The 22536-nt window shown below is 71.7% G+C and carries 16 protein-coding genes and 1 pseudogene; 5 read left to right on the forward strand and 12 right to left on the reverse strand.

Annotated features, from left to right (window positions below; all coding sequences use genetic code 11):
• Positions 1–354 precede the first annotated feature (354 nt).
• The 3 genes from NQZ70_RS05535 to NQZ70_RS05545 all read left to right on the forward strand — a co-directional run bounded on the left by NQZ70_RS05535 (position 355) and on the right by NQZ70_RS05545 (position 2696).
• Positions 355–1398: an AI-2E family transporter gene (locus tag NQZ70_RS05535; RefSeq protein ID WP_129573282.1), complete on the forward strand. Its 1044-nt coding sequence runs from the start codon at positions 355–357 to the stop codon at positions 1396–1398.
• Between the two features lie 9 nt (positions 1399–1407).
• Entirely contained in the window at positions 1408–2394 is a 987-nt protein-coding gene (locus NQZ70_RS05540; protein WP_129573283.1) for a mechanosensitive ion channel family protein, read from the forward strand.
• 98 nt (positions 2395–2492) lie between these two features.
• Positions 2493–2696 (forward strand): hypothetical protein, encoded by a 204-nt coding sequence (locus tag NQZ70_RS05545; RefSeq protein ID WP_129573284.1) that lies wholly within the window; start codon positions 2493–2495, stop codon positions 2694–2696.
• A gap of 152 nt (positions 2697–2848) precedes the next feature.
• Here the strand turns inward: NQZ70_RS05545 and mnhG are convergent, their stop codons facing one another.
• The 9 genes and pseudogenes from mnhG to NQZ70_RS53250 form a co-directional block, all read right to left on the reverse strand.
• Positions 2849–3223 carry a monovalent cation/H(+) antiporter subunit G gene (mnhG, locus tag NQZ70_RS05550; protein ID WP_207217755.1) on the reverse strand — a complete coding sequence of 125 codons (375 nt, stop codon included), beginning with the start codon at positions 3221–3223 and terminating at the stop codon, positions 2849–2851.
• On the reverse strand, positions 3213–3494 hold the full coding sequence (locus NQZ70_RS05555) for a monovalent cation/H+ antiporter complex subunit F (protein ID WP_129573285.1): 282 nt from the start codon (positions 3492–3494) through the stop codon (positions 3213–3215). The genes mnhG and NQZ70_RS05555 overlap by 11 nt, the downstream gene beginning before the upstream one ends.
• A gap of 1 nt (position 3495) precedes the next feature.
• Entirely contained in the window at positions 3496–3993 is a 498-nt protein-coding gene (locus NQZ70_RS05560; protein WP_129573286.1) for a Na+/H+ antiporter subunit E, read from the reverse strand.
• Positions 3994–3997: 4 nt separating this feature from the next.
• Positions 3998–5488: a proton-conducting transporter membrane subunit gene (locus tag NQZ70_RS05565; protein WP_129573287.1), complete on the reverse strand. Its 1491-nt coding sequence runs from the start codon at positions 5486–5488 to the stop codon at positions 3998–4000.
• Positions 5485–5835, reverse strand: coding sequence for a sodium:proton antiporter (locus NQZ70_RS05570; protein ID WP_129573288.1), 351 nt, complete (start codon positions 5833–5835; stop codon positions 5485–5487). The genes NQZ70_RS05565 and NQZ70_RS05570 overlap by 4 nt, the downstream gene beginning before the upstream one ends.
• Complete coding sequence (locus tag NQZ70_RS05575; RefSeq protein WP_129573289.1) at positions 5832–6254, reverse strand: MnhB domain-containing protein; 423 nt, start codon at positions 6252–6254, stop codon at positions 5832–5834. Before NQZ70_RS05575 ends, NQZ70_RS05570 begins: the two co-directional genes overlap by 4 nt.
• Complete coding sequence (gene mbhE / locus NQZ70_RS05580) at positions 6236–8554, reverse strand: hydrogen gas-evolving membrane-bound hydrogenase subunit E (protein WP_165373802.1); 2319 nt, start codon at positions 8552–8554, stop codon at positions 6236–6238. The genes NQZ70_RS05575 and mbhE overlap by 19 nt, the downstream gene beginning before the upstream one ends.
• A gap of 47 nt (positions 8555–8601) precedes the next feature.
• A complete protein-coding gene (locus NQZ70_RS05585) occupies positions 8602–9615 on the reverse strand; it encodes a universal stress protein (protein WP_129573291.1) in 1014 nt (337 codons plus the stop codon).
• Between the two features lie 608 nt (positions 9616–10223).
• Positions 10224–12298, reverse strand: a pseudogene (locus tag NQZ70_RS53250) (UPF0182 family protein); the annotation flags it as partial.
• A 166-nt stretch (positions 12299–12464) separates the two neighbouring features.
• On the opposite strand from NQZ70_RS53250, the gene NQZ70_RS05605 reads away from it, so the two are divergent.
• Positions 12465–14075 (forward strand): delta-60 repeat domain-containing protein, encoded by a 1611-nt coding sequence (locus tag NQZ70_RS05605; protein ID WP_237245065.1) that lies wholly within the window; start codon positions 12465–12467, stop codon positions 14073–14075.
• A gap of 81 nt (positions 14076–14156) precedes the next feature.
• Here the strand turns inward: NQZ70_RS05605 and NQZ70_RS05610 are convergent, their stop codons facing one another.
• Positions 14157–16040 (reverse strand): lamin tail domain-containing protein, encoded by a 1884-nt coding sequence (locus tag NQZ70_RS05610; RefSeq protein WP_272827884.1) that lies wholly within the window; start codon positions 16038–16040, stop codon positions 14157–14159.
• 423 nt (positions 16041–16463) lie between these two features.
• A complete protein-coding gene (locus tag NQZ70_RS05615; protein ID WP_129573295.1) occupies positions 16464–17108 on the reverse strand; it encodes a TetR/AcrR family transcriptional regulator in 645 nt (214 codons plus the stop codon).
• A gap of 188 nt (positions 17109–17296) precedes the next feature.
• Here NQZ70_RS05615 and NQZ70_RS05620 point away from each other — a divergent pair, with 188 nt between their 5' ends.
• The gene (locus NQZ70_RS05620; protein ID WP_129573296.1) at positions 17297–20350 is read left to right on the forward strand and encodes a carboxypeptidase regulatory-like domain-containing protein; all 3054 of its coding nucleotides are present in this window, start codon (positions 17297–17299) and stop codon (positions 20348–20350) included.
• 84 nt (positions 20351–20434) lie between these two features.
• Here the strand turns inward: NQZ70_RS05620 and NQZ70_RS05625 are convergent, their stop codons facing one another.
• The gene (locus NQZ70_RS05625; RefSeq protein WP_237245066.1) at positions 20435–21949 is read right to left on the reverse strand and encodes a glucose/sorbosone family PQQ-dependent dehydrogenase; all 1515 of its coding nucleotides are present in this window, start codon (positions 21947–21949) and stop codon (positions 20435–20437) included.
• Between the last annotated feature and the right edge of the window lie 587 nt (positions 21950–22536).

The raw sequence follows: 22536 nt of genomic DNA on the forward strand, positions 1-22536 counted from the left end.
TGGGCTCGAAATACGCGGCGGCAGCCCCTCCATGCCCGCCGCCGGGAACGCAGCGCCCGGCCAGCCTCGGGCGACGCTGCAGACGGGAGATGCTCCCGGAGAGGCGCCGGGCACAGCCGAGCGCCGTCACCACCGTGCGCACTCGTGAGCTGGACTCGAGATCCCCCGTGCATGCCCGCCGCGGGTGAGGTGCGCGCGGGGGCGCCCTCGACGCCTTGACGTGCAACACGGCTGGCGGAATGGAGGTGAGCAGAGGCGCGGCCGCGCGCCGACGGGGCCGAGGTGGCGGAGAAGAGACCGAGTTCGGAGGCCGACGGGCTCGGGCAGGCGCGAGCGATCGCCTCCTCCACGGCCATGGTCGCACTCGCGGCCGCCGCGGTGATCGGGCTGCTCCTCTGGACGCTCCGGGCCGTGTTCGACGTCGTCGCCCTCGTCTTCGCGGGGATCCTCCTGGCTGTCTTCCTGCGCGGCATCGGGGACTGGCTGAGCCGCCGTACCCCTCTCTCGAGCGGCTGGGCGCTGATCGTCACCGTCGCCGCGCTCGCCGCCGTCGTCACGGCGGGCGTCTGGCTCATCGCGCCCTCGCTCGCGGCGCAGGTGGACGAGCTCGCGCAGCGCTTGCCCCAGGCCGCGCGTCGCATCGCCGAGCACGCCGGACGGTATGCCTGGGGCCGCGAGCTCGCCGAGCGCCTCTCGGACGTCCGGGTCCTCCCGCACGCCCGGCAGGCGCTCGTGGGCGCCACCCGCCTGCTCTCGACCACGCTCGGCGCCCTCGCGGGCGCGGTCATCGTCCTGTTCGTGGGCCTCTTCCTCGCGGCCGAGCCCGCGACCTACCGCAAGGGCCTGCTCCGCCTCGTCCCCATCGCACGGCGGGAACGTGCGTCGACGGTGCTCGACGACACGGGGCACATCCTTCGCCGGTGGCTGCTCGGGAGGCTCCTCTCCATGGCCGTCGTGGGCGTCATGACCTGGATCGGCCTCGCGCTCCTCGGCATCCGCCTGGCGCTGGTGCTCGCGATCCTGGCGGCGACGCTGACGTTCGTCCCGTACATCGGACCGCTGCTCGCGCTCGTGCCGGCCGCCCTGCTCGGCCTGCTGCAGGGCCCGGCGATGGCGGGCTACGTGGCCGCGCTCTACCTCGGCATCCAGCTCGTCGAGAGCTACCTGATCACGCCGCTCATCCAGCGGAGCACGGTGTCGCTGCCGCCGGGGCTCATCCTGGCGACGCAGGTGCTGATGGGCACGCTGACCGGCGGCCTCGGCGTGGTCCTCGCCACGCCGCTCCTGGCCGCCCTCGTCGTGCTCGCGAAGCGGGTCTACGTGGAGGGCGTGCTGGGCGACACCACCGTGGACCAGGGGGGGAATGCGCCGCTTCCGGGGGGTCCCGAGCAGCGGTAGAAAGACGCCATGGACGCCAGCGCCGCGCCGCCCGGCGAGAACGCCTCCGCATGGGCCCAGGCCGCCGACAAGGTGCATCGCCTCGCCACCGACCTGATCGCGTCGCTGCCCAGCATCGCGATCGCGCTCGCCGTCTTCGCGGCCTTCCATATCGCCGGCAAGCTGCTGAGATCCACGATCCGGCGCCTCGCGATGAAGCGGCGCCGGAACCAGAACCTCGGGCTGGTCCTCGGTCGGCTCACCCAGGGGGCGATGTTCATCCTCGGCGCCCTCGTCGGCTGCGTCATCGTCTTCCCGAACTTCACGCCGGCCGCGCTCCTCCAGTTCCTCGGCATCGGATCGGTCGCGATCGGCTTCGCGTTCCGCGACGTGCTCCAGAACTACCTCGCGGGCATCCTCCTCCTCCTGACCGAGCCGTTCCGCATCGGCGACCAGATCCGCTTCGGCAGCTACGAGGGCACGGTCGAGGAGATCCAGACCCGCGCGACGCTCCTCAAGACGTACGACGGCCGGCGCGTCGTGATCCCGAACTCGGAGCTGTTCACGAACTCGGTGATGGTCAACACGGCCTTCGAGGTGCGCAGGATCGAGTACGACGTGGGCATCGGCTACGGCGACGACATCGAGCGCGCCAAGGCGCTCATCCTGGAGGCGCTCCGGAGCGTCGACGGCGTGCTCGCCGAGCCGGCGCCCGACGTGCTGGCCATGGAGCTCGCCGCGAGCTCGGTGAACCTGCGCGTGCGCTGGTGGATCAGGCCTCCCCGCCAGCACGACGCGCTCGACGCGCGCGATCAGGTGCTCGTCGCCATCAGGCGGGCGCTCACCGAGGGCGGCGTGGATCTGCCGTTCCCGACCACGCAGGTGCTCTTCCACGACCAGACCGAGGAGACCGACGGCGACCGCTCCCGTCAGCGCGAGGGGTGGCCGGCCGGCAAGGGCGCGGTGCCGCGGCCCCGCGGTGTCGCTCGGGCGCCGAAAGGGAGAGAGGCGGAGTAGCGCTGCCCCGCGTGCGCGCTGCACGGACTCCGCAGGAGACAGGCAGGGGCCATGTTGGACACGTTGCCGAACGCGAGTGGCGTGGTACTTTCGACATCATGTTCATGAAGCTTCACTGGGAACAGATACAAGAAGAGACCAACTCGGGACATACGACCTATCGGACGCCTATCCGTGGCGGCTGGCTCGTCGCCGTCTGGGCGCCCAAGCAAGACGGCGCGGCCAGCGGAGCCGGCGGCGGCCTCACGTTCGTGGCCGATGCTCAGCACGAGTGGATGGTCGATACGATCGAAATCAAGTGATACGCGGTGCCACGACGGCTCGAATCCGAGCGGTGCGTGCTGGACGAGCACGCCGCGCAGGGCAGAGGAGGCCATCCAGGGACGTCTTCTAACAAGCGCATGCGCGACGCAGGTGATACGGGATCGTCCAGCGCCTCCCGGGCGGCATCGGCTCACCCGTCCTCCTTCACCTCCTCCGCTCGCTCCTGTTCGCTGCGCAGGCGCTGCACGGAAGGCCCGTACTCGTCGACCAGCGTGCCGGGCGCCCGTACGCCCCTCCGGTACGCCGCTCGCGCGAGGATGTGCGCGCCCACGGGCGCGGTCACGCCCACGAAGAGCAGCGCCAGCGCCGCCTTGGTCACGCTCGCGAGCTCCCTGAAGTGCAGCGCGAGCGCGGCGAGCAGGAACGCGAGCCCCAGCGTCGCCGCCTTGGTCGGCGCGTGAATGCGCGCATAAAAGTCCGGCAGGCGCAGGACGCCGAGCGACGCCACGAACATGAAGAACGTCCCTGCCAGGGCGGCGGCGATCTCGAGCGCGCTAGCGAGCAAGGGAGCCCTCCAGGTAGGCGGCCAGCGAGACGGTGCCGATGAACCCGAACAGCGCGGTCACCAGCACCATGTCGATGAACGCGTCCGTCGCGAGCAGCATCGATGCCACGAGCGCCACGCCGACGACATTCATCAACAGGCAATCGAACGCGAGCAATCGATCGAAGTTCGTCGGCCCGCGCGCGATGCGGATCGTGCAGAGCCCGATGCCGACGCCGAGCACGAAGAGCGAGGTGAAGAGGACGGCGGACCGCGGATCGATGCTTCCCATGTCATTGCTCCGGCGATAACGGCAGCGCGCGGCCTGCGGCGCGCTGGATCAGATGGACGAAGCGGCGCAGCCGGCTGCCCAGCTCCGCCGGATCGCGCGCGTAGAGCGAGTGGATGTAGAGCGCCTGCTCCTCGAGGCCCACGTCGACCGTCAGCGTGCCCGGCGTCAGGGTGATGAGGCAGGCGAGGAGGATCGTCTGCACGGGGCTCAGGTCACGCACGTCGAGGCGGACGAACGCCGGATGAAACACAGGTCGCGGGCGGAGGATGTCGCGCGCGAGCGTGAGGCTCGAGAGGACGAGCTCCCAGAGGAAGCTCCAGGAAAGGGCGAGCACGCCGGCCGCAGCGCGCGAGTAATGGCGCCGGCCGAGCGCGCGCTCGGTGAGCGCGATCGCAGCGAAGCCGGCGAGGAAGCCCACGACCAGTCGCCTCAGAGAGAACTCCGCGTGGAGCAGGACCCAGACGATCGCGAGGAGCAGGTTCAACGCGAGGTGGTTCATCGGCTCATCGTCGCTGCACGAGGACCGCGTCCACGTACGGCGTCACTTCCAGGAGCGTGGTCGCCGTCCGCTCGAGATGCGCGAAGAGCGGCGCCGCCGCGAGGCCCAGGATCACGGTCAGCGCGCCGAGGCCGAGCGTCGCGCCCAGCATGCCCCGGTCGCTGCCGGCGCCACGCGACCGCAGGCCCGTGGGCTCACCCCAGAAGACAGCCGTCCATATCTTGAGCATCGACGCGAGCGTGAGGAGGCCGACGACGAGCGATACCGTGGTGGCGACGATGGCTCCGGCCCGGAAGCCACCGACGACGAGGAGCAGCTTGCCCCAGAACCCGCTGAGCGGGGGCAGTCCGGCCAGCGACATGGCGGGGACGAAGAAGCCCGCGGCCACCCACGGGTGCGTGCGCGCGAGCCCGCGGGCGTGGCCGAGCGCCCCCGGCCCTCCGATGCCCTCCACGACTCCCCCTGCGAAGACCAGCGCTGTCTTCGCGACCATGTTGTGGATCGTGTGGAACAGCCCCGCTGCCACCGCGATCGGGGTGAACAGCGCGAGCCCGAAGATCATGTAGCCGACCTGGCTCACGATGTGGAACGACAGGATGCCGCGCATCGTGCTTCGCCCGAGCGCCCCCACGACCCCGATGACCATCGTGACCGCGGCGATCACCAGGAGCGCCGGGCGGAGCGCGCCGGGAGCGGCGGCGCCCAGGAGCGGAACGGTGCGGAACAGCGTGTAAACGCCTACCTTGGTGAGGAGCCCGGCGAAGAGGCCGTTCACCACGGCCGATGCCTCCGGGTACGCGTCGGGCAGCCAGAAGAACACCGGCGCCAGGGCCGCCTTGACCATGAAGACGACGATCACCAGCGCCCCCGCACCCCAGAACGCAGAAGGCAGGCCCCCCTCGCGGACGCGCACCGCGAGCTCGGCCATGTTCACGGTGCCGGCCGTGCCGTAGACCGCGCCCACGCCGCCGAGGAGCACGGCGCTGGCGACGAGGTTGATCACCACGTACGCGAGCGCATGCTGCTGCCCTGCCGCCCGGGTGCCGAGCGCGAGCAGCGCGAAGGACGAGAGGAGCATGAGCTCGAAGAACACGAACAGGTTGAAGAGATCACCGGTCACGAGCGAGCCGTTGACCCCTGCCATCATGAGCTGCTGGAGCGGGTAGAAGCACCGCCGCTCGCGCGCATCGCGCAGCGATCCGGGCGCGTAGGCGAGCGCGGCCAGGGCCACGATCGACGCGAACAGCAGCATCAGGGCGGCGAGCGAGTCCGTCACCCACACGATGCCGACGCGCGGGCTCCAGCCTCCGAGCGCGAGCACGAGGATCGCGCCGCGGGTCGTCCGGGCGGTGATCGAAAGAGCGGTCGTGAAGAGGAGGACGCCGCTTCCGAGCGACAGCCACCGCTCCAGCCGAGGCTTCCCGGAGAACAGCGCCAGGAGCGCCGCGGTGGACAGGGGCAGCAGCACCGGGACCGCCACGATCGCGGCGCTCATGCGTCGTCCCTCCCGGACGGCTCATCGCTCCGCTTCCTCCGGTGGATGTCGACGGCCATCGCGAGCAGGAAGGCGGCCATCCCGAAGCCGATCACGATGGCCGTGAGGATGAACGCCTGCGCGAGCGGATCGGCGGCGGGGAGGGCGAGGGCGGCGGCCGGATCGTCCTCCGGGATCAACGGCGGCGCCGCGTCCGCGGGCATGCCCGAGGCGGTCAGCACGAAGAGGTTCACGCCGTTGGACAGGAGGAAGAAGCCCATCGCCACGAGCTGCACGTCGCGGGACAGCATGAGGTACAGACCCGCGGCGAGGAGCACCCCGGCGGCGATCGCGGCGGCTCCAATCACGGCGGCGCCTCCGCGGCGAAGGCGTCGAGCGCCTTGATCGCAGCGCCCACCACCGTGAGATAGACCCCGACGTCGAAGAGCAGCGTCGTCGAGAGGCGGAGCGCGGGAGCCTCGGCGGCGCCGATCTGCACGTGGTAATGGGTCAAGAAGCCCTGGCCGCGCGCGACGGCTGGCAGCCCCGACGCCGCGGCGACGAGCAGGCCGATCCAGGGCATCCGGCAGGCGAGCGGGGGGAGCGCGGCCCGCACGGTGCCCGCGCCGAAGGCGAGGGCCGCCAGGACGAACGCGATGGTCGTGACGAGCCCGGCGATGAAGCCGCCGCCCGGCGCGTCGTGCCCGCGGAGCAGCAGGAAGAGCGCGAAGACGACGATGAGCGGGAGCACCCCGGTGGCGACGTAGCTCAGGAAGGGCGATCGCATGACCCGGACCCCTCTGGGCTGGACGCCGGCGTCGGCTCGCGCCGCGGGCGCAGCGCCGCCGCGCCGAGCGCGGCGACGGCGAGCACGGTGATCTCGCCGAGCGTGTCGGCGCCCCGGAAATCCACGAGGATGACGTTGACGGCGTTTCTTCCGTGGGCCTCGGGGAGCGACAGCGCAAGCTGATCCGCTCCGGCAGGGGCTCTCGGAGGATGGACACCGGTGCTCCAGGCGAGGGCTGCCGCGAGGGCCGCCACGGTGCCGGCCACCGCGGCGTGCGCGATGCGCACCCCTCGAGGCCGCGCGTCGGGAGCGAGCCTGGGGAGCCTGCGAAAGGCGAGCAGGAGCAGGATGAGCGAGACCGTCTCGACCAGGATCTGCGTGAGCACGAGGTCGGGCGCGCGGAAGAGGATGTAGAAGACCGCGACGCCGTACCCCGCGACCGCCATGGTCACGATCCTGGCGACACGGCTCTTCCCGAAGGGCGTCAGCGCTGCGCCGGCCACGACCATGAGCGCCGGGAGGCACGCGATCCCGCGATCGGGGCCCCACGTCCCCGTGCCGGCGAGCCCATCCCCCAGGGCGACGGCGGCGCACGAGGCGGCGGCGGCGAACAGGAGCATGACCGCCAGGTAACGCGGCAGTCCCCCGGCCTGTACGGCTCGACCGGCCCAGCCCGAGAGGTGGAGGACGGCCCCGGAGATGCGGTCGGAGAGGATCTGTGTCTCCGGCTCGCTGGGAGGTTTTGCGAGCCGCCTCCAGAGGAGATAACCGCCCACACCCAGCGCGATGGTGCTCGAGCTGAGGGCGAAGAGCGCGTCCACGTGGTGCCACACGGCCAGCCACCCCAGCCGCTCGGCTCCGGGCTCGAGGAGGGAACCCAGCCGCCCGGGCGCCACGCCGCCGATCACCTGCGGGGCGAGCAGGATGAGGGGGACGCGCAGCAGCCATGGCGAGAGCTGGTGCCGCGGATGCCCGCGATCTTCGGGCGGGATCTCGGGCCCCCAGAACGAGCTGACGAAGAGCTTGAGCGCATAGGCGACGGCGAAGGCCCCGCCCACGAGGGCCGCCACGAGCGCGGCCACGCCGGCCGGGGAACGAACGGTGAGCAGCGCCTCGTAGAGGACCTCTTTGCTGATGAAGCCGAGCACGAAGGGAAAGCCCGCCATGGCGGCGGCGCCGAACCCGATCAAGACCCCGGCGACCGGCTCGCGCCGGAACCAGTGCTCCTCCTTCAGCACCGACAGATCGCGTGTGCCCGTCACCTTCTCCATCCAACCGACGAGCAAGAACAGAGAGGACTTGTACAGCGCGTGGTTCGCGATATTGAGCAGCTCACCGCGCGTCCCTGCCCTCGCATACAGGCCGTAGAGCGCGGTCAGCACGCCGAGGTACGCCACCGTGCTGTACGCGAGGAGCTTCTTCAGGTCCCAGGCCCGGACGGCATCCCATCCGGCGACGACGAAGGTGGTGAGCCCCACCGTGACGAGGACAGGTTGCCAGACGGGGGACGCATGAAACACCGGGAACAGGCGGCCTATCAAGAAGACGCCTCCCTTCACCATCGTGGCGGAGTGAAGGTAGGCGCTGACGGGCGCGGGCGCGGCCATGGCGCCCGGGAGCCAGAAATGGAACGGGAACTGCGCCGATTTGGTGAACGCCCCGGCGAGCAGGAGGATGAGCGCGGTGACATGGGCCGGGTTCGCGATGATATCGCCCGCGCGCGGGGCGAGATCGGACAGGTTGTAGGTGCCGGCCATCTGCCCGAGCAGCACCACGCCGGCGAGCATCGCGAGGCCCCCTGCGCCCGTGACCAGGAAGGCGCGGATCGCGCCGCTCCGTGCCTCCGGATCGGTGAAGTCCATCCCGATGAGGAGAGCGGACGCGATGGTGGTCAGCTCCCAGAAGACGTAGAGGAGCACGAGCGAGTCCGAGAGGACGACCCCGATCATGGCCCCCATGAACGCGAGGAGCGTCGCCCAGTAGGCGGGTTTGCCCTTCGGTCCGAGGTATGCGCGGCTGTACTGGACGACGCCGAGGCCCACGCCGGCGACCAGCAGCACGAAGAAGGCGCCGAGGCGGTCCAGGCGCAGGTTCGCCGTGATCCCGACGGAGGGGAGCCACTCGATCGGGATCGTCGTCGATGCCCCCCCGGACACCTCGGACCAGCGCGGAAGCATGAGGAAGAGCACGAGCACAGGGGGGAGGAGCGCGACGCGTCCGGCCCACCGCGATGAGAGAAATAGCACGAGCGCCGCGCCCAGGAAGGGAACAGCGATGGTCCATGCGAGGGTCGGTAGCATGCGAGAACCCTTGTTGCCGAGCGGGGTACGTCCCCCCTGGCATGTGGCTACGCTCTGCCCTGCATGCCGCGATGGGCTCTCCGTTCTCCGCGCGCGCTCCGCACAAGCCATCGCGCCCGTGGGCGTCGGCGCCGCATGCGTTGAGCCGCGGGCTCACCGCGCGAGTTCGAGACTTCTGCCGGCGCATAGGTCGCCGGCACGCACACGGCGCTGCACGGCAGGCTCGGCTGAAGGATGGTGCGCCAGACCGGCGCTGGCCACAGGCGACCTTGCGGCGGATCGCGAGCGAGGATCAGGAGATCGACCTGCTCTCGCCGCGCCAGGCGGAGCAGCTCGGCGGCTGGATGACGGGTGATGACCTCGACGTGTGAGGTCGCCCCGTCGAGCGCGCGTGGTTCCACCGGGCTGCGAGCACCGGCCGCGGGCCTGTCGCGGTAGGGATGCACGGTGCCTCGGGTCGCCGCGGCAGACACGAGCCGCGTCCAGAAGCTCACGAAGCCGAGCTCTCGGTGAAAGGTCGCGACGAGCGCTTCGAGCGGTCCCGCGCCGTCGAGCCCAGTGAGCCAGCCCAGAGCGGCTCGAGAAGCGTCGGAGGGATCGAGCCCGACCAGGACGCGCAAGCTGCGCTCGCCTCGCAGCCAATCGACCAGGCGATCGGAGCTTTCGGCGACCAGCACCGGGACGGGCGAAATCCGGAGTAATTTTTCGACGCCGTCCCCGAGCAGCCTCTCGAGCCGGTTCCCGGGGCGGTGCGAGATCACCATCAGGCGGGCTCGGCAGGCGCTCGCGATCTCGGCGAGCCAGACGTGCCGGAACCCGGCGACGAGCCGCGCCTCGACCCGCGCTCCAAGCTGTCGCAGCGCGTCGGTCTGCCGGTCGAGCATCTCGCGCTCTGGATCGAGCAGCGCGTCCTCCTCGTGGCCGATCAGGAAGTCGGAGCCGAGCTCGTCGACGACGTGGACGAGATAGAGCTCCTCGCCGAGCCGCTGGGCGAGGGAGGCAGCGGCCCGCCCAGTTTGCTGTGCGGCTGGAGAAAAGTCGGTGTCGCAGACGATGGGCATGGCTTGCCATGAAGGAGCGAAAGGTGTGCCTGCCTGTGCGGCGTGCGACGACTGCGCGCTCGGTTGCTGGGCCAGCGACCGCGCAGCCGCCTCGCCGGCCCCGACCGGTCACGCGCGGCGTCCCGCTGCCGCTCGTCGAGCGAGGCGGACGGTCCCTGGAACTCCTCGAGCGTCCGGCTCAGCGCCTCGAGCTCCGCGGCAGCCTCGTGGAAGCGATGCTCGCCGAGCAGGCGCAGGTAGCTCGCGTAGGCCTCGTTGGCCCGCTGCGCCAGCCCGTCGGTCACGCCGGGCCCACCCGGCGCCTCCGGCACGCCGGGCAGGCCCGCCGCGGCCGCCGCCGGGGGCGCGCCGCCGTCGACGAGCCCGCGCAGCGCCGCGTCGAGCGAGCTCGTGTAGCTCATCCGATCGCCGTGCATCACCATCACCACGCGGAGCTCCGGATACGCCGCCGTGTCCGCCTGGAGGAAGATGGGTTCGACGTAGAGGAGCGTGTCCTCGACGGGGATGACCAGCGCGTTGCCGCGGATCACCTTCTGGCCGCGCTGGCTCCACAGCGAGAGCTGCGCCGACAGCGCTGGATCCTGATCGATCTTGGTATCCATCTGCTGGGTGCCGAGGACACGCGTCTCCTTGGGGAACTTGTACGCGAGCATGCGCCCGTAGTTGGCGCCGTCGGACATGCCGGCGATCCAGCCGATGAGCACCTGCCGGTTCTTCGGCGTGAACGGCAGGATCAGGGTGAACTCGGGTCGCCCCTCGCCCGGCGGCTTCCACATCACATAATAGGGCTCCACCGGCTGGACCTCCTCGTAGTACTTCTCGGTCGCGCGCGTCCAGAGATCCTCCTGGTTGCAGAACACCTCGGGATCCTTCATGTGGTACTTCGCGTAAACGAGCCTGCGCGAGGAGGAGATTCTCCGGGTAACGCACGTGCGCGCGGAGCTCCGCCGGCATCTGCTCGCGCGGCAGGAGCAGGCCGGGGAAGATGCGGCTGTAGACCTGGATGATCGGATCCTCCGGCTCGAAGATGTAGAGCCGCACCGAGCCGTCGTAGGCGTCGACCACCGCCTTGACCGAGTTGCGCACGTAGTTCGCGCGGCGGAGGTGATGCGTGAACCCCGCCCGCCCGCCCGCGTCGCCCAGCGCGCGCGCTCCGCTCATCCCGGTGCCTTCGGCGGAGAAGAAGCTCTCGCTGTAGGGGTAGTAGCTCGACGTGGTGTACGCATCGACGATCCAGTGGAGCCGCCCGCCGGCGACGACGATGTACGGATCGCGATCGAGCGCCAGGAAGGGGGCGATCGCCCCCACGCGCTCGCGGACCTCGCGGCGGAACATCACCCGGCTGTCCTCCGTGGGGATGCTGGACACGAGGAAGCTCGTGCCGCCGAGCTTCCACCCGAAGAGGAGCTTGCGGAAGAAGCCGTTGAGCGCGATCCCGCCGGTGCCCGCGTAGCGCGTATAGACGTTCTCCGAGCCGCTCGGATAGTCGAGCTCCGGCTCCCTGGAGTTGGCCACCACGTAGCCGTGGGTGGTCTCACCGTAATAGATCTCCGGGCGCTCGACCTCGAGCTCGGAGGAGGCGGAGACGGGCGGGATGTCCTTCACGAGCAGGTTCGGCTGCCCGTCGTGCGTGAAGTCGTGCGCCGAGGCCATCGCGACGCCGTAACCGTGCGTGTACTTGAAGCGACGGTTGACGAAGGTCTGGTGCTCGCGCGGCAGGTTCTCCGGGCTGAGCTCGCGCGGGGCGAGCATCACCTGCCGGTAGCGGTCGCCCACGGTGTAGCGATCGATGTCGATGCCGGGCATGTCGTAATAGAGGCGGATCGCCTGGAACTGATGGAGCACGGCGTCGAGCGCGCGCGTCCCAGAGGCGCACCTCGGACAGGAGATCCTGGTTGTTCTCCAGCGTCTCGCGGGTGAGCCGGTCGGAGACGGGGAACTCGGTGACCTCGACGTCGTGGAGGCGGAACCCGGCGCGGGTGAACGCGATGTTGTGGGCGAGGTAGGGGCGCTCGAGCGCGAGCTCGTTGGGCACCACCTTGAGCCACTGGAAGAGCAGCGGGAGCACGTACATGCCGAGCGCCCACGGCACCGCCACGAGGAGCGCCGGCAGCGCGGCGAGCCCCGCCAGGGCGCGCCGGCCCGCCCTGCGCTCGCCGGCGATGAGGCGGCAGAGGGCGCGCTGCACGGGCGGGAGGAAGAGCGCGAACCCCATGAGCGCCGCGATGACGGCGACGATCCGGGTGGCGGGCAGGCGCACGTGGACGTCGGTCCAGCCCGGACCCACGACCACGCCCCAGGGCGAGTACATGAGGTGATATGCCGCGAGCCAGCGCCCCCAGGCGACGACGAGCGCGAGCGCGCCGAGAGAGAAGAAGAGCGCGCGGTACCGTGCGGCGACGGCCGGCGCGGCGCCCGCGGCGGAACCCACGATGTCCGGCGCTGCGGCGTGCTCCGCAGGAGGCGCTGCGACGTGCTCCTCGGCGGGATAACGGATCCTCCGCCGCACCGGCGCGAGGCCCGCGTCGACCGCTGCCCCGGCGAGCGCGAAGAGCGCGAGGGCCCACGCAAGGATGTGGACCGCATCGTAGAACGGCAGCGAGAACAGGTAGAACGAGGTGCTGCGGCCGAGGATGGGGTCGCGCAGCTCCGTGGGCGCGCGCTCAAGGAAGCGCAGGATCACCTGCCAGCCGAGGAAGCCCCAGACGGCGCCTAGCTAGCCTCCTCGATCCCGTGAACCGCACACCCCGTCGGACCCCGCCTTCCTGGCCCGCATCGCCGCCCGCGCGGCCCTCCTGGGGGGCGCCGCGGCGCTCGTCGGCTGCGAGGCGCTCCTCGGCATCGAGGACGTGTCGCTCGACCCGGGCGCGGGCGGCGGCGGCGCCAGCGTGTCGTCGTCCTCGGCGTCGACCTCGGCGTCGACCTCGACGCACGGCGGAGGGCCGGCCGAGGGGGGCGGAGGGCAGGGGGGCCAGGCCCAGGGCGACTTCACGTTCGCCATCCAGTCGACCGGGGTCAACGTCCCGTACAACGGCGTCAATCACGTCGACGTCGCGATCACCCGGATCGGCGGCTTCGACGGGCCGGTCGAGGTCGACGTGCAGGCGCCGCCTCCGGGCCTCGTCGCGAAGGCGATCACCATCCCGCCGGGCAGCAGCGCGGGCAGGCTGGAGGTCGGCGCCTCCGGCGCGCTCACGCTGGGCACCACGTTCGACCTCGAGCTCATCGCGACCTCCGGCGGGACCGTGCGCACCGACGCCGTGCGCGCCGTGGTCACGGGCAAGCCCGGCACGCTCGACGAGAGCTTCGGCGAGGCGGGCATCTCCGCCTGGAAGCTCGACTCCGACGGCGGGGGCCTCCACGACATCCGGCAGACGGCGCAGGGGAAGATCCTCACCGCCGGCACCAGCATCGACGGCCTCGGCGGGTCCCGGCTCAAGGGCTTCCGCCTGCTCGGCGACGGCGCGGCCGACGCGTCCTTCGCGGGCGGCGGCGGCGTGTCGGACCGCTTCTGCGGGTGCACGAAATACCAGGAGATCCGTGGGATCACGCGGCTCCTGAACGGCTCCGTCTTCCTGGTCGGCTACGCCCCCGGAGAGACGACGGACGACATCGCCTTCCTCCGCTACCGCGACGACGGGACCCTGGACCGCGTCGACTCGGGCAACACGGGCAAGGATCTGATCGATCTCGGCGGCGAGGAGCGCGTCGCGGCCATGGATCTGTCGGCCTCGGAGCGGCTCCTCGTGACCGGCCAGCGCGACGGCCAGCTCTTCGTGGCGGCCATCAACCCCACGTACGGGCGCCTCGACCGCGACTTCGGCGCGGAGGGGTGGACCGTCCCGTTCATGGGCAGCCCGGGCGCGAGCGCGGGCACGGCGCTCGCGGCGGGCGCGCGCGGCTCGACGCTGGTGGCCGGCTGGGTGGAGGACGGCGGCGAGCGGGACATCGTGCTGCTGGAGCTCGCCTCGAACGGCGCGCTCGGCGGCTTCGGGAGGGTGCAGGTGACGCGCGCCGGCCGTCAGGAGCCGGTCGCGATGGCCGTCCAGCCCGACGGCCGCATCGTCGTGGCCGCGCGGAGCGAGGAGGGGGGATCGAGCGACTACCTCGTGGTGCGCTTCGAGGCGGACGGCACGATCGACGAGACCTTCGGGGAGGACGGGCAGGCGCTCGCCGGCGTTCCGGGCGGCGCGGCGGTCGACATGGCGCTGCAGCTCGACGGCCGCATCGTGGTCGCCGGCAACGTGGGGGAGTTCGCGGCCAGCCGGCCCACGCTCGCGCGCTTTCTGCCGGACGGCGCGTTCGATCCGACGTTTGGCGAGGGCGGGGTGCAGGCGGTGTTCCTCGGCGAGGAGAACGCCGTGCAGTCGATGACGGTCTCGGCCGACGGCAAGCTGCTCGTGGCCGGCACGCGGCAGACGTTCCCCACGTACGGCCTCGTCGCGCGGCTATGGAACTGAGCGCGGGCGCGCTTCCGTCGCGGCGTCGCGGCGTCCGCCTGCCGGGCGCGGCGGCCGCCGCGCCCGGCAGGCCGCTGCGGCTCAGAACGGCGAGCCGTCCACGCGCGTGCCGGGCGAGCTGGCGCTCGCGGCGAGGGCGGTGTGCAGCGCGAAGGGCTGTCCCGGGGTGGCGTCGGGGTCGCGGTTGATCGAGACGCCGTCGGTGGAGAGGGTCGCGTCGTAGGTCATCGCGTCCACGGTGGCGCCGGACGCGTCCTTGAGCGTCACGGTGTCGTCGGTGTTGGTGAGCTCGAGGCGCCCCGTGGAGGCGGCGACGGCCCCGCTCGCGCCGGGGGGCACGGCCGTCGCGCCGCCGTACACCACGATGGCCGCGTCGGGCGCGAGCGTCGTCCCGGCGGCGAAGGTGTGCCGCACCGACACGCGGTCGGAGAGCGTCCACCCGCCGAGGGAGGCGGCCGACGAGCCGAGGTTCACGATCTCGACGAACTCGCTGGCCGTGTCGCTGCCGGGCTCGTTGGCGAGGATCTCGTTGAGGAAGACGGCGGCCGTGCCCGGCGTCGGATCGACGGGGGACGCGTCCACGGGGATCAGGAAGTCGCGCACGACGCCCATGTGCTGCATCTGGTCGGCGCCGCTGTCGGTCGCGAGGGCGGGGCTGATTTCCGCGATCGGCGTGTAGACGCGGGTGTCCGCCACGAGGCCGTTCGCGAAGCTGCTCTCGCCGATCATGACGGCGGTCTCGTGCGCATCCAGGTCGGCGTCGACGAGCACCCAGTCGTACGGCTTGCTCCTGCCGGCGTTCGTATCGGAGTCTCCGTTCCTGTCGGCGGGGTAAGGGCTGGACGTGACGACGACCTCCGACAGGGTCGAGATGCACGGCTCTGTCCGGGTGTCGGTGTTGAAGTCGCCGCCGATGACCAGGTAATCGCCCTCGGGGAGGCTCTCGCGGATGCGCTCGACGAGCTGCCGCGCCTCGGCCTGGCGCCTGCTCGAACTGGCGGTCAGGAAGTGGACGCTGACGGCCCAGAGGTCGATCGGCCCGGGGATGTCGATGCGCGCCCAGGCGAAGTCTCGGTTGGGCGCCTCGCTGTCCTCCCACTCGCCGGCTTCGAGGATCGGGTAGCGGCTCACGATCCCGTTCGGGATCTGCGCGCCCGCTTCGCGGTAGTAGCTGAACGTGCTGTCGAAGGTGTCGTTGACGAAGGTGCGGAGCGCGTCCGCGCCGTTGTCGCCGTAGTTGAGCTCCTGGAGCAGGACGATATCCGGTCTGACCCCCTGCATGATGCGCTTGCCGTGGCCTGGGTCGTAGCTCTGGCGCGTTCCGCTCGTGAGGTTCGCGGCCATGAGCCGGACGCGCACCGGGGGGACGTCCTCGCCGCCGCCGGAGCCACCGGAGCCACCGTCGCCGCCGGAGCCGGCCTCGCCGCCGGAGCCACCGTCGCCGCCGGAGCCACCGTCGCCGCCAGCGCCTTGGCCACCGGCGCCACCCTGGCCGCCGGCGCCGTCTTGGCCACCGGCGCCACCCTGGCCGCCGGCGCCATCCTGGCCGCCGGCATCGCCCTGGCCGCCGGCACCGCCTTGGCCGCCGGCACCGCCCTGGCCGCCGGCGCCGTCTTGGCCGCCGGCGCCGCCTTGGCCGCCGACGCCGCCTTGGCCGCCGGCGCCGCCCTGGCCGCCGGCGCCGCCTTGGCCGCCGTCACCGCCTTGACCACCCGCGCCACCCCGGCCGCCGGCGCCGCCGCCCCCACCGCCTTCACCGCCGGCGCCGCCCCCGCCGCTGGCATCGCCGCCGCCGCCCAGCCCGCCGGCGCCCGCGGTGCCGCCCTCCCCACCCGACGATGTCGACGACGAGAGGTCTTCCCCTTCCACCGGCGGCGAATCGGCGCCGCAGGCGGTGCCGGCGACGGCGGACAGGAGCAAGGACAGCTGCAAGAGCAGGTGCCCCACGGTCAAGGAAGACAACACGCGCATCTCGTTGCACCGGACCTTTCTTGGTTCCTTTCATGAGAGCATGAAGGCGAGCGCGGCACATACCCTGATCGTCGGCGAGGTCCCGATCTGAGACACCAGGAGGCCATGTGTGCGGAGGTCGCGTATTCTGCCTTACGCCCGTTCCGTCGCGAGCCCCGAACCTTCCGTCTTCCGTCTTCCGTGCTCGTCCTTCGTGCGCGTGCGCGTGATCGACCCCGGAGCAACTCGCGCACAAGAAAGCGCGCATCCGCGTCGGGTAGGCCGAGATCGACGGCAGCCTCGAGGATCACGCCAAGTCGCCCCTCGTGAGCAACGTATCCTTCGATGCGCTGCGCGCGGGGTGTTCGACACAAACGTGTCCGGCGCCGTCGCCGTTACCCAGGCGATGCTGCTGGCGCAGACCGTCGTCGCACCTCTTCAGCGCGCGCGGCGTCGCCCTCCCGGAGCGAGACCCGCCCCGGGGGCGCCGTAGCGCAGCCCGTCGATCAGCAGGTCGACCATGCGCCGACTGTGGAGAGCTCCGTCCTCGCCGGTGGCGATGCAGAGGTTGCCGACCGCGCGCAGCAGGTCGTACGGCTCGACGTCGGCGCGGATCTGACCGGCGCTCACCGCCGCGTCGAGCAGCGATTGGAGGGCCGGCTCGAGGTGCTGCCGGAAGTACTCCGGCAGGGCGTCGAAGGCAGGGTCTCCGGAGTGCAGGGCCGCGGCGAGCCCGCGCTTTGTCGCGATGAAGCTCGTGTATCGGCGAAGCCACCGCGCCAGCGCCTCGGCCGGCTCGTGCTCGCGCGCCAGCGCGGGGCCGGCGGCGGCGCATGCGTCGACCTCGCGTCGAAACACCGCCGCGACAAGGTCGGAGCGCTGCGGGAAGTGACGGTAGACGGTCGCGACGCCGACTCCCGCCCGCGCGGCGATCTCACGCACGGGCGCGTCCACGCCCTTGGCGCCGAAGACGGCCTTGGCCGCCTCGAGCAGCGCGTCGAGGTTGCGTTGCGCGTCGGCGCGCACGCCCCGCGCCGCAGGCGCCTGCGCTTCGGGCTTCTCTGCTCTCGCGGATGGCTTCACATCGTCCCTGCCTCGGTCGGATCGTGCGCCAGCGCCCTGCCCCTGACAATCGGAATAGCGATCCGTTTCGCTCTGCCTGAAAACGGAGCGGTGTTCGCGCGCTCCGCGCCGGCGACGTGCTCTTCGTCCTCCGCTCGCTTCCGGTGCCCTACCCTGGCGGCCCTCGCGAACGCCCCGGAGAAAGCCCGATGAAGCGACCTTGGACCAAGACGATGGGCGTGCTCGGCGTGCTCTGCCTCGCCTGCCTGGTTCTCCTCGTCCGCCCCTCCTGCTCCCGCTCCACCCCGGCGCCGCCGAGCAGCGCCGCGCCTCCGCCGGCGAGCGCGGGGCCGGCCGCGGGAAAGGCGCGCCGGCGCGCGACCGAGCCGAAGCCCCGCGAGCCCGGGAGCATCGCCGGCCGCGTCGCCGAGCCCGCGGGCGCGCCGGTCGCCGGCGCCCTGGTCTGCGCCGTCGTCGAGCCGGCCGCGCCGGGCGCGCCGCCGTCCGCGGAGGCGCGCGAGCCGGTGTGCGCGCCCTCCGCGGCGGACGGCCGCTACGCGCTCTCCGGCCTGCCGCCCGCGCGCTGGACGATCACCGCCTCGGCGCCGCATCACCGCCCAGCGCGCTACGCCTCGCCCGACGCCGCCCGCACGCCGTTCGTCGAGCTCGGCGCCGGCGAGGCGCGCGCCGGCGTCGATCTGGTCCTTCTGGCCGGCGGGGTCGAGGTCAGGGGGCAGGTCGAGGATATCGGCGGCGGCGCCATCTCCGGCGCGCTGGTCACGCTCGACTGGCTCGAGCCAGGGATGGGCTCGGTGGTGGCGAGGTCCGACGCCCAGGGCCTCTACGCCGCGTGGATCGACGAGGGGCCCTACGTGGCGCGCGCTCAGGCCGACGGCTACGCCGCGGCGGCCAGGGACGGCGTGGCGCCGGGGCCTTCGCTCAAGCTCCTGCTGACGCCGGCGTCCGCGCTCGTCGGGCGGGTCGTCGAGGCAGGCTCCGGGGCGCCGGTCGAGGGGGCGACGATCTCCCTCGACAGCGAAGGCGCGTGGGGAATGATGCACGGCATGCCCGCAGCGCGCAGCGACGCGGAGGGCCGCTTCCGCGTCGATCGGCTCGCGCCGGGGCGTTACCGGCTGGTCGCCCGCGCGCTCGGCAAGCTCGGCCAGGCGCGCGAGAGCGTGCTCCTCGGCCTTGGGCAGACCTCGCGCGAGGTGGTGATCGAGGTCCACCGCGCGCGCGTCGTCGCGGGCCGCGTGGCTGTCGCGCCGGACGGCGCGCCCTGCGAGCGCGGCGTCGTCGGCCTGCTGAGCCCGGGGCAGGCCGGGATCCAGAGCGCCGCCGTCGAGGCCGACGGCTCGGTGCTCTTCGACGCCGTGCTCCGCGGCTCCTACGAGGTGCTCGTGGCCTGCGCCCATCACATCGCAGAGCCGACCTACCCGGCCGTGGAGGTGGGGGACGCCGACGTGGAAGGCCTCGTGTGGACCGTGCGCGCCGGCCTGGCGATCCGCGGCCGGGTCGTGGACCGCGACCAGAACCCGGTCCTCGCCGCCGTCCACGCGTACGCGCCCGCGATGATGGGAGCCAGAGGAGCCACCGGAGCGGCCGCCCGGAGCGAGGCCGACGGGACCTTCGTGCTGAAGGGGCTCGCGCCCGCGAAGTACATGATCATGGCGCGTCCGGTCAGCCATGCCGAGCCCGCGCCCGTCGAGGTCGAGCTCCGCGACGGGCACGCCCCCGAGGTGACGATCGTGGTCGACCGCGGGGGCGCGATCGAGGGGATCGTCACCGACGAGGACCGGAAGCCCGTCGCGAGCGTGAACGTCTCGATCCTGGGGACACCGCCGGACATGGGGACGCCGGGCGCGGCGATGGGGCTCATGCGGCCGCCCGCGGGCGGGATGGTGAAGTCGCTCGACGACGGGAGCTTCGTCATGCGGGGGCTCCCGCCGGGCGATTACCAGGTCGTGGCCGGCGACGCGCCGCCGGCGCTGCCGCCGCAAGGCCCGGGCGCGCGCGGCGGGGCGCCACGGGCGGTCTCCGCGCGCGTGGAGGCGGGGGCGAGCGCGCGCGTCACGCTGGTCGTGGAGCGCCGGAACGGCGAGATTCACGGGCGCGTCGTGGACGACATCGGCGAGCCGGTGACGGACGCCTTCGTCCACGCCGAGCGCGAGCTCGAGGGCGCGATCCCGCCGGGGGCGAGCAACCAGGGCAGGGCGCGGTGGGGCGCCTTCGCGCAATCGCCGGTGCTCGCCGATTCCGAGGGCAAGTTCGTCGTCGGGAGCCTGCCCCAGGGCACGTACACGGTCCACGCGTACCGCAAGGGAGGGGGCGAGGCCTTCGCCGAGCACGTCCACACCGGCGACAGCGTGACGCTCACCCTGAAGCCGGCCGGCGCGATCTCGGGCACCCTCTCCGTGCCGTCCGGGAAGGTCCCCGAGCAGTTCACCGTCCGCGCGCTCGACCGCGGAGCGGCGCTCCTCCGCGCCGAGACCTTCGCCTTCACGGGAGGCGCATTCACGATCAGCGACCTCCCGGAGGGGCAATACGAGATCTCCACCGAAACGCAGGAAGGGACGGCGTCCGTGGAGGTCGCGCTCGCGCCAGGCGAGCAGCGGAGCGGCGTGGTGCTCGCGCTCGCGCCGCGCGCCTCGTTGAAAGGGCAGGTGACGTCGCTCGACGGCGGCGCGCCGATCGCCGGGGTGCGGATCAGCGCCTATCCTCGCAAGGGCGCGCCGTCCGTGGGCCCGGGCAGCCAGCAGGAGAGCCGCTCGGACGAGGCGGGGCGCTTCGAGGTGAATCAAGCCCCCTCCGGGCCCCTCATGCTCGTGTGTGCGCCGTCCGATCCGGTGGGCTCGCCCTACGACGTCGCGGTGCTCCCGGTGGACGCGCAGCCGGGCGCGGTGACCGACGTGGGGCGCGTCGTCCTGGCGAAGCGCCGCGTCGGGCCGGAAAATCCGCCTGGCGATCTCGGGTTCTCGATCAAGGACGCATTCGCCATGGATCTGTCCGCGCAGACCCTCGAGGTGATCGAGGTGCGCCCCGGAGGGCCCGCCGCGCACGCGGGCCTCCAGGTGGGCGACGTGATCGTGTCCGTCGACGGCCACGACGTCCGGGGGAAGATGGCGTATCTCTACCGGCCGCTCTCCACCGTCCCCGCGGGGACGCGGGTGACGCTCGGGCTCTCGCGCGGGGCGACCGTGTCCATCACGGCCGGCGGGATGCAGCCGCCCCAGGGACCGCCGGCCGGCGTACCCGCGCGGTGAGGGCCGCGCCCGCGCGGCGCCGAGCCTGCGCGCGATCGCGGGCCCGCGCCGCGCCGGCGCTGGCCCCGCGACCCCGGCGCTGGCTCAGTGCGCGCCGGTGTACTTGAACTCGAGGAGCGCTCCCGGGTTCTCCAGGGCCGTCGTGGCGCCGCCGTTCTGATCGCTCGAATTTCCGGCGGTGTCGGTGATGATGTAGAGCGTCCGGCGGTCCGGGCTCCACGCGAGATCGCGGTAGCGGTTCACGGTCTTGAAGAGGACGGCCGGCTCGCCGACCACGGATTTCCCGTTCGGGCTCAGCTTCACCCGGTAGAGCGCGCCCGCCTTGAGGGTGGTCATCAGGAGCGAGTTCCCCCACCCGCGGATGCCGTGCCCCCCGTGCCCCCCGTGCCCCCCGTGCCCCCCGTGCCCCCCGTGCCCCCCGTGCCCCTCGGTGGGGTAATAGTGGAGCGAGGAGGGCGCGATCGTCGGCCAGCAGATGTACTGGAGGAACCCGCACGCCGGATCGAAGAACTGGTAATCGTCGTCGACGGTGAAGAAGGTGTGGAGCGGCTCCGTGAAGTCCGGATGGTTGAAGGTGCTCTCCTCTTGCTGCGGGACGGAGGGCGGGGCCTGGTAGTCGTTCCACGCGAGCTCCTCGCACGGCGTCGGGCTCGAGGCCGACCAGTTGTCGTACGTGTAGGCCTGGTTGTCCCGATACCCCGCGACGTGGGGCCAGCCGTAGTTCTTGCCGGGCTTGATGAGGTTCAGCTCGTCGTCGGTCTTCGGCCCGTGCTCGTTCGCGTACAGCTTGCCGTCGCGACCGAACGTGAGGCCCTGCGGGTTGCGGTGGCCGTACGAGTAGACATGGCTCCGGACACCGTCGATCCGCGGGTTGTCGTGCGGGATCGAGCCGTCGAGGTTCAAGCGCAGGACCTTGCCGACGTACGTCGACCAGTCCTGCGCCGCGACCTGGGCCTTCGTGGGCAGAGCCTGCGCGCGGATCGGGATGCACTTCCTGCCGAACTGGTTGTTCCCCTGATCTCCGATCGTGTAATAGAGCTTCTGATCAGGGCCGAACAGGAGCCGCGCGGAGTTGTGATCGTCGCTCCCCGGCAGGCCCGTGATGAGGTCGAAGGGGCTCCCCAGCGTCTTGGTCGCCGGGTTGTACGTGTAGCGGCGGATCTTCGTCCTGCGGTCCACCGCCGTGCCGGGATCGGCGTCATAGGTGTACGAGACGTACACGTAGTCTCTCCCCTTGCCCTTCAGCAAATCCGGGTGCAGGACCAGGGCCAGGAGCCCGTCCTGCCCCCCCGCCTGGTACACCTCCGAGATGGTGATCGCCGTCGTCCGCACGCCGTCCTCCGGCCTCACGCGCACGACGCGCTTTCCGGTGCGCTCGGTCAACCACAGGGTGTTGTCCGGCCCCCAGACGATCCGCATAGGATACTCGAATCCTCGAGTGATCTCGCGCGACGTGAAGGACGCGTCGTCGGCGGCGGCGCCGGCCTCGTCATGGCCGAAATCATGGGCGAAGATGGCGTCGGCGTGAGCTTCGACCGGCTCGTCCAGGGGATCCGCCTGGACGCACCCGAGGACGGCCAACGAAGCCGTGGTGAGCAAACCAACTTGAGTCAGGAAAACAGCTGGGCCGCGTGAGATAACAAGCGACATAGAACTACCTCACTGTTTCGTTTCAAGTGACGTTGCCGACCAAATCCCACCGCTCCAGGGGGCGGTGGACGCGCTGGACAAAGCTTCGGCATCTACCGGGGACCGCATGGCTTCCGGTAAGGTGCGCCCCCGATTAGGGTAAGGTCTTTACTATAGCAAGCGCAGAGCTCGTCCGCACTGTCAAGGTTGATTTATGACGCCGGCACATGACCAACACGTGGCCGAGGCGACGAGTCCAGTGGCACGGACGTTGCTGCTCTGGTCAGCGCGTCACGCGACGGGCGGCGCGGATGCGAGCCTCGGAGTGAGCCATCACTGGCAGCGAGCGCACGATTGCGGCGCTCGCACGTGAAGAGGTGAATTGACGAGACGCCGAGAGGACGAGACGCCGAGAGAGCCTCTCTTCATCCTCTTGGCGTCCTTGGCGCCTTGGCGACTCCTTCTCTGGGTCGTTCTGGTGAGAGGGAGATGAACCGCCAAGGACGCCAAAGGCGCCAACGACGCCAAGGGGGGAATCGCTCGATTCTCCCGGCGTC

Source organism: Sorangium sp. So ce836 (assembly GCF_028553905.1).
In the GTDB taxonomy this organism is placed as follows: Bacteria; Myxococcota_A; Polyangia; order Polyangiales; family Polyangiaceae; genus Sorangium; species Sorangium cellulosum_D.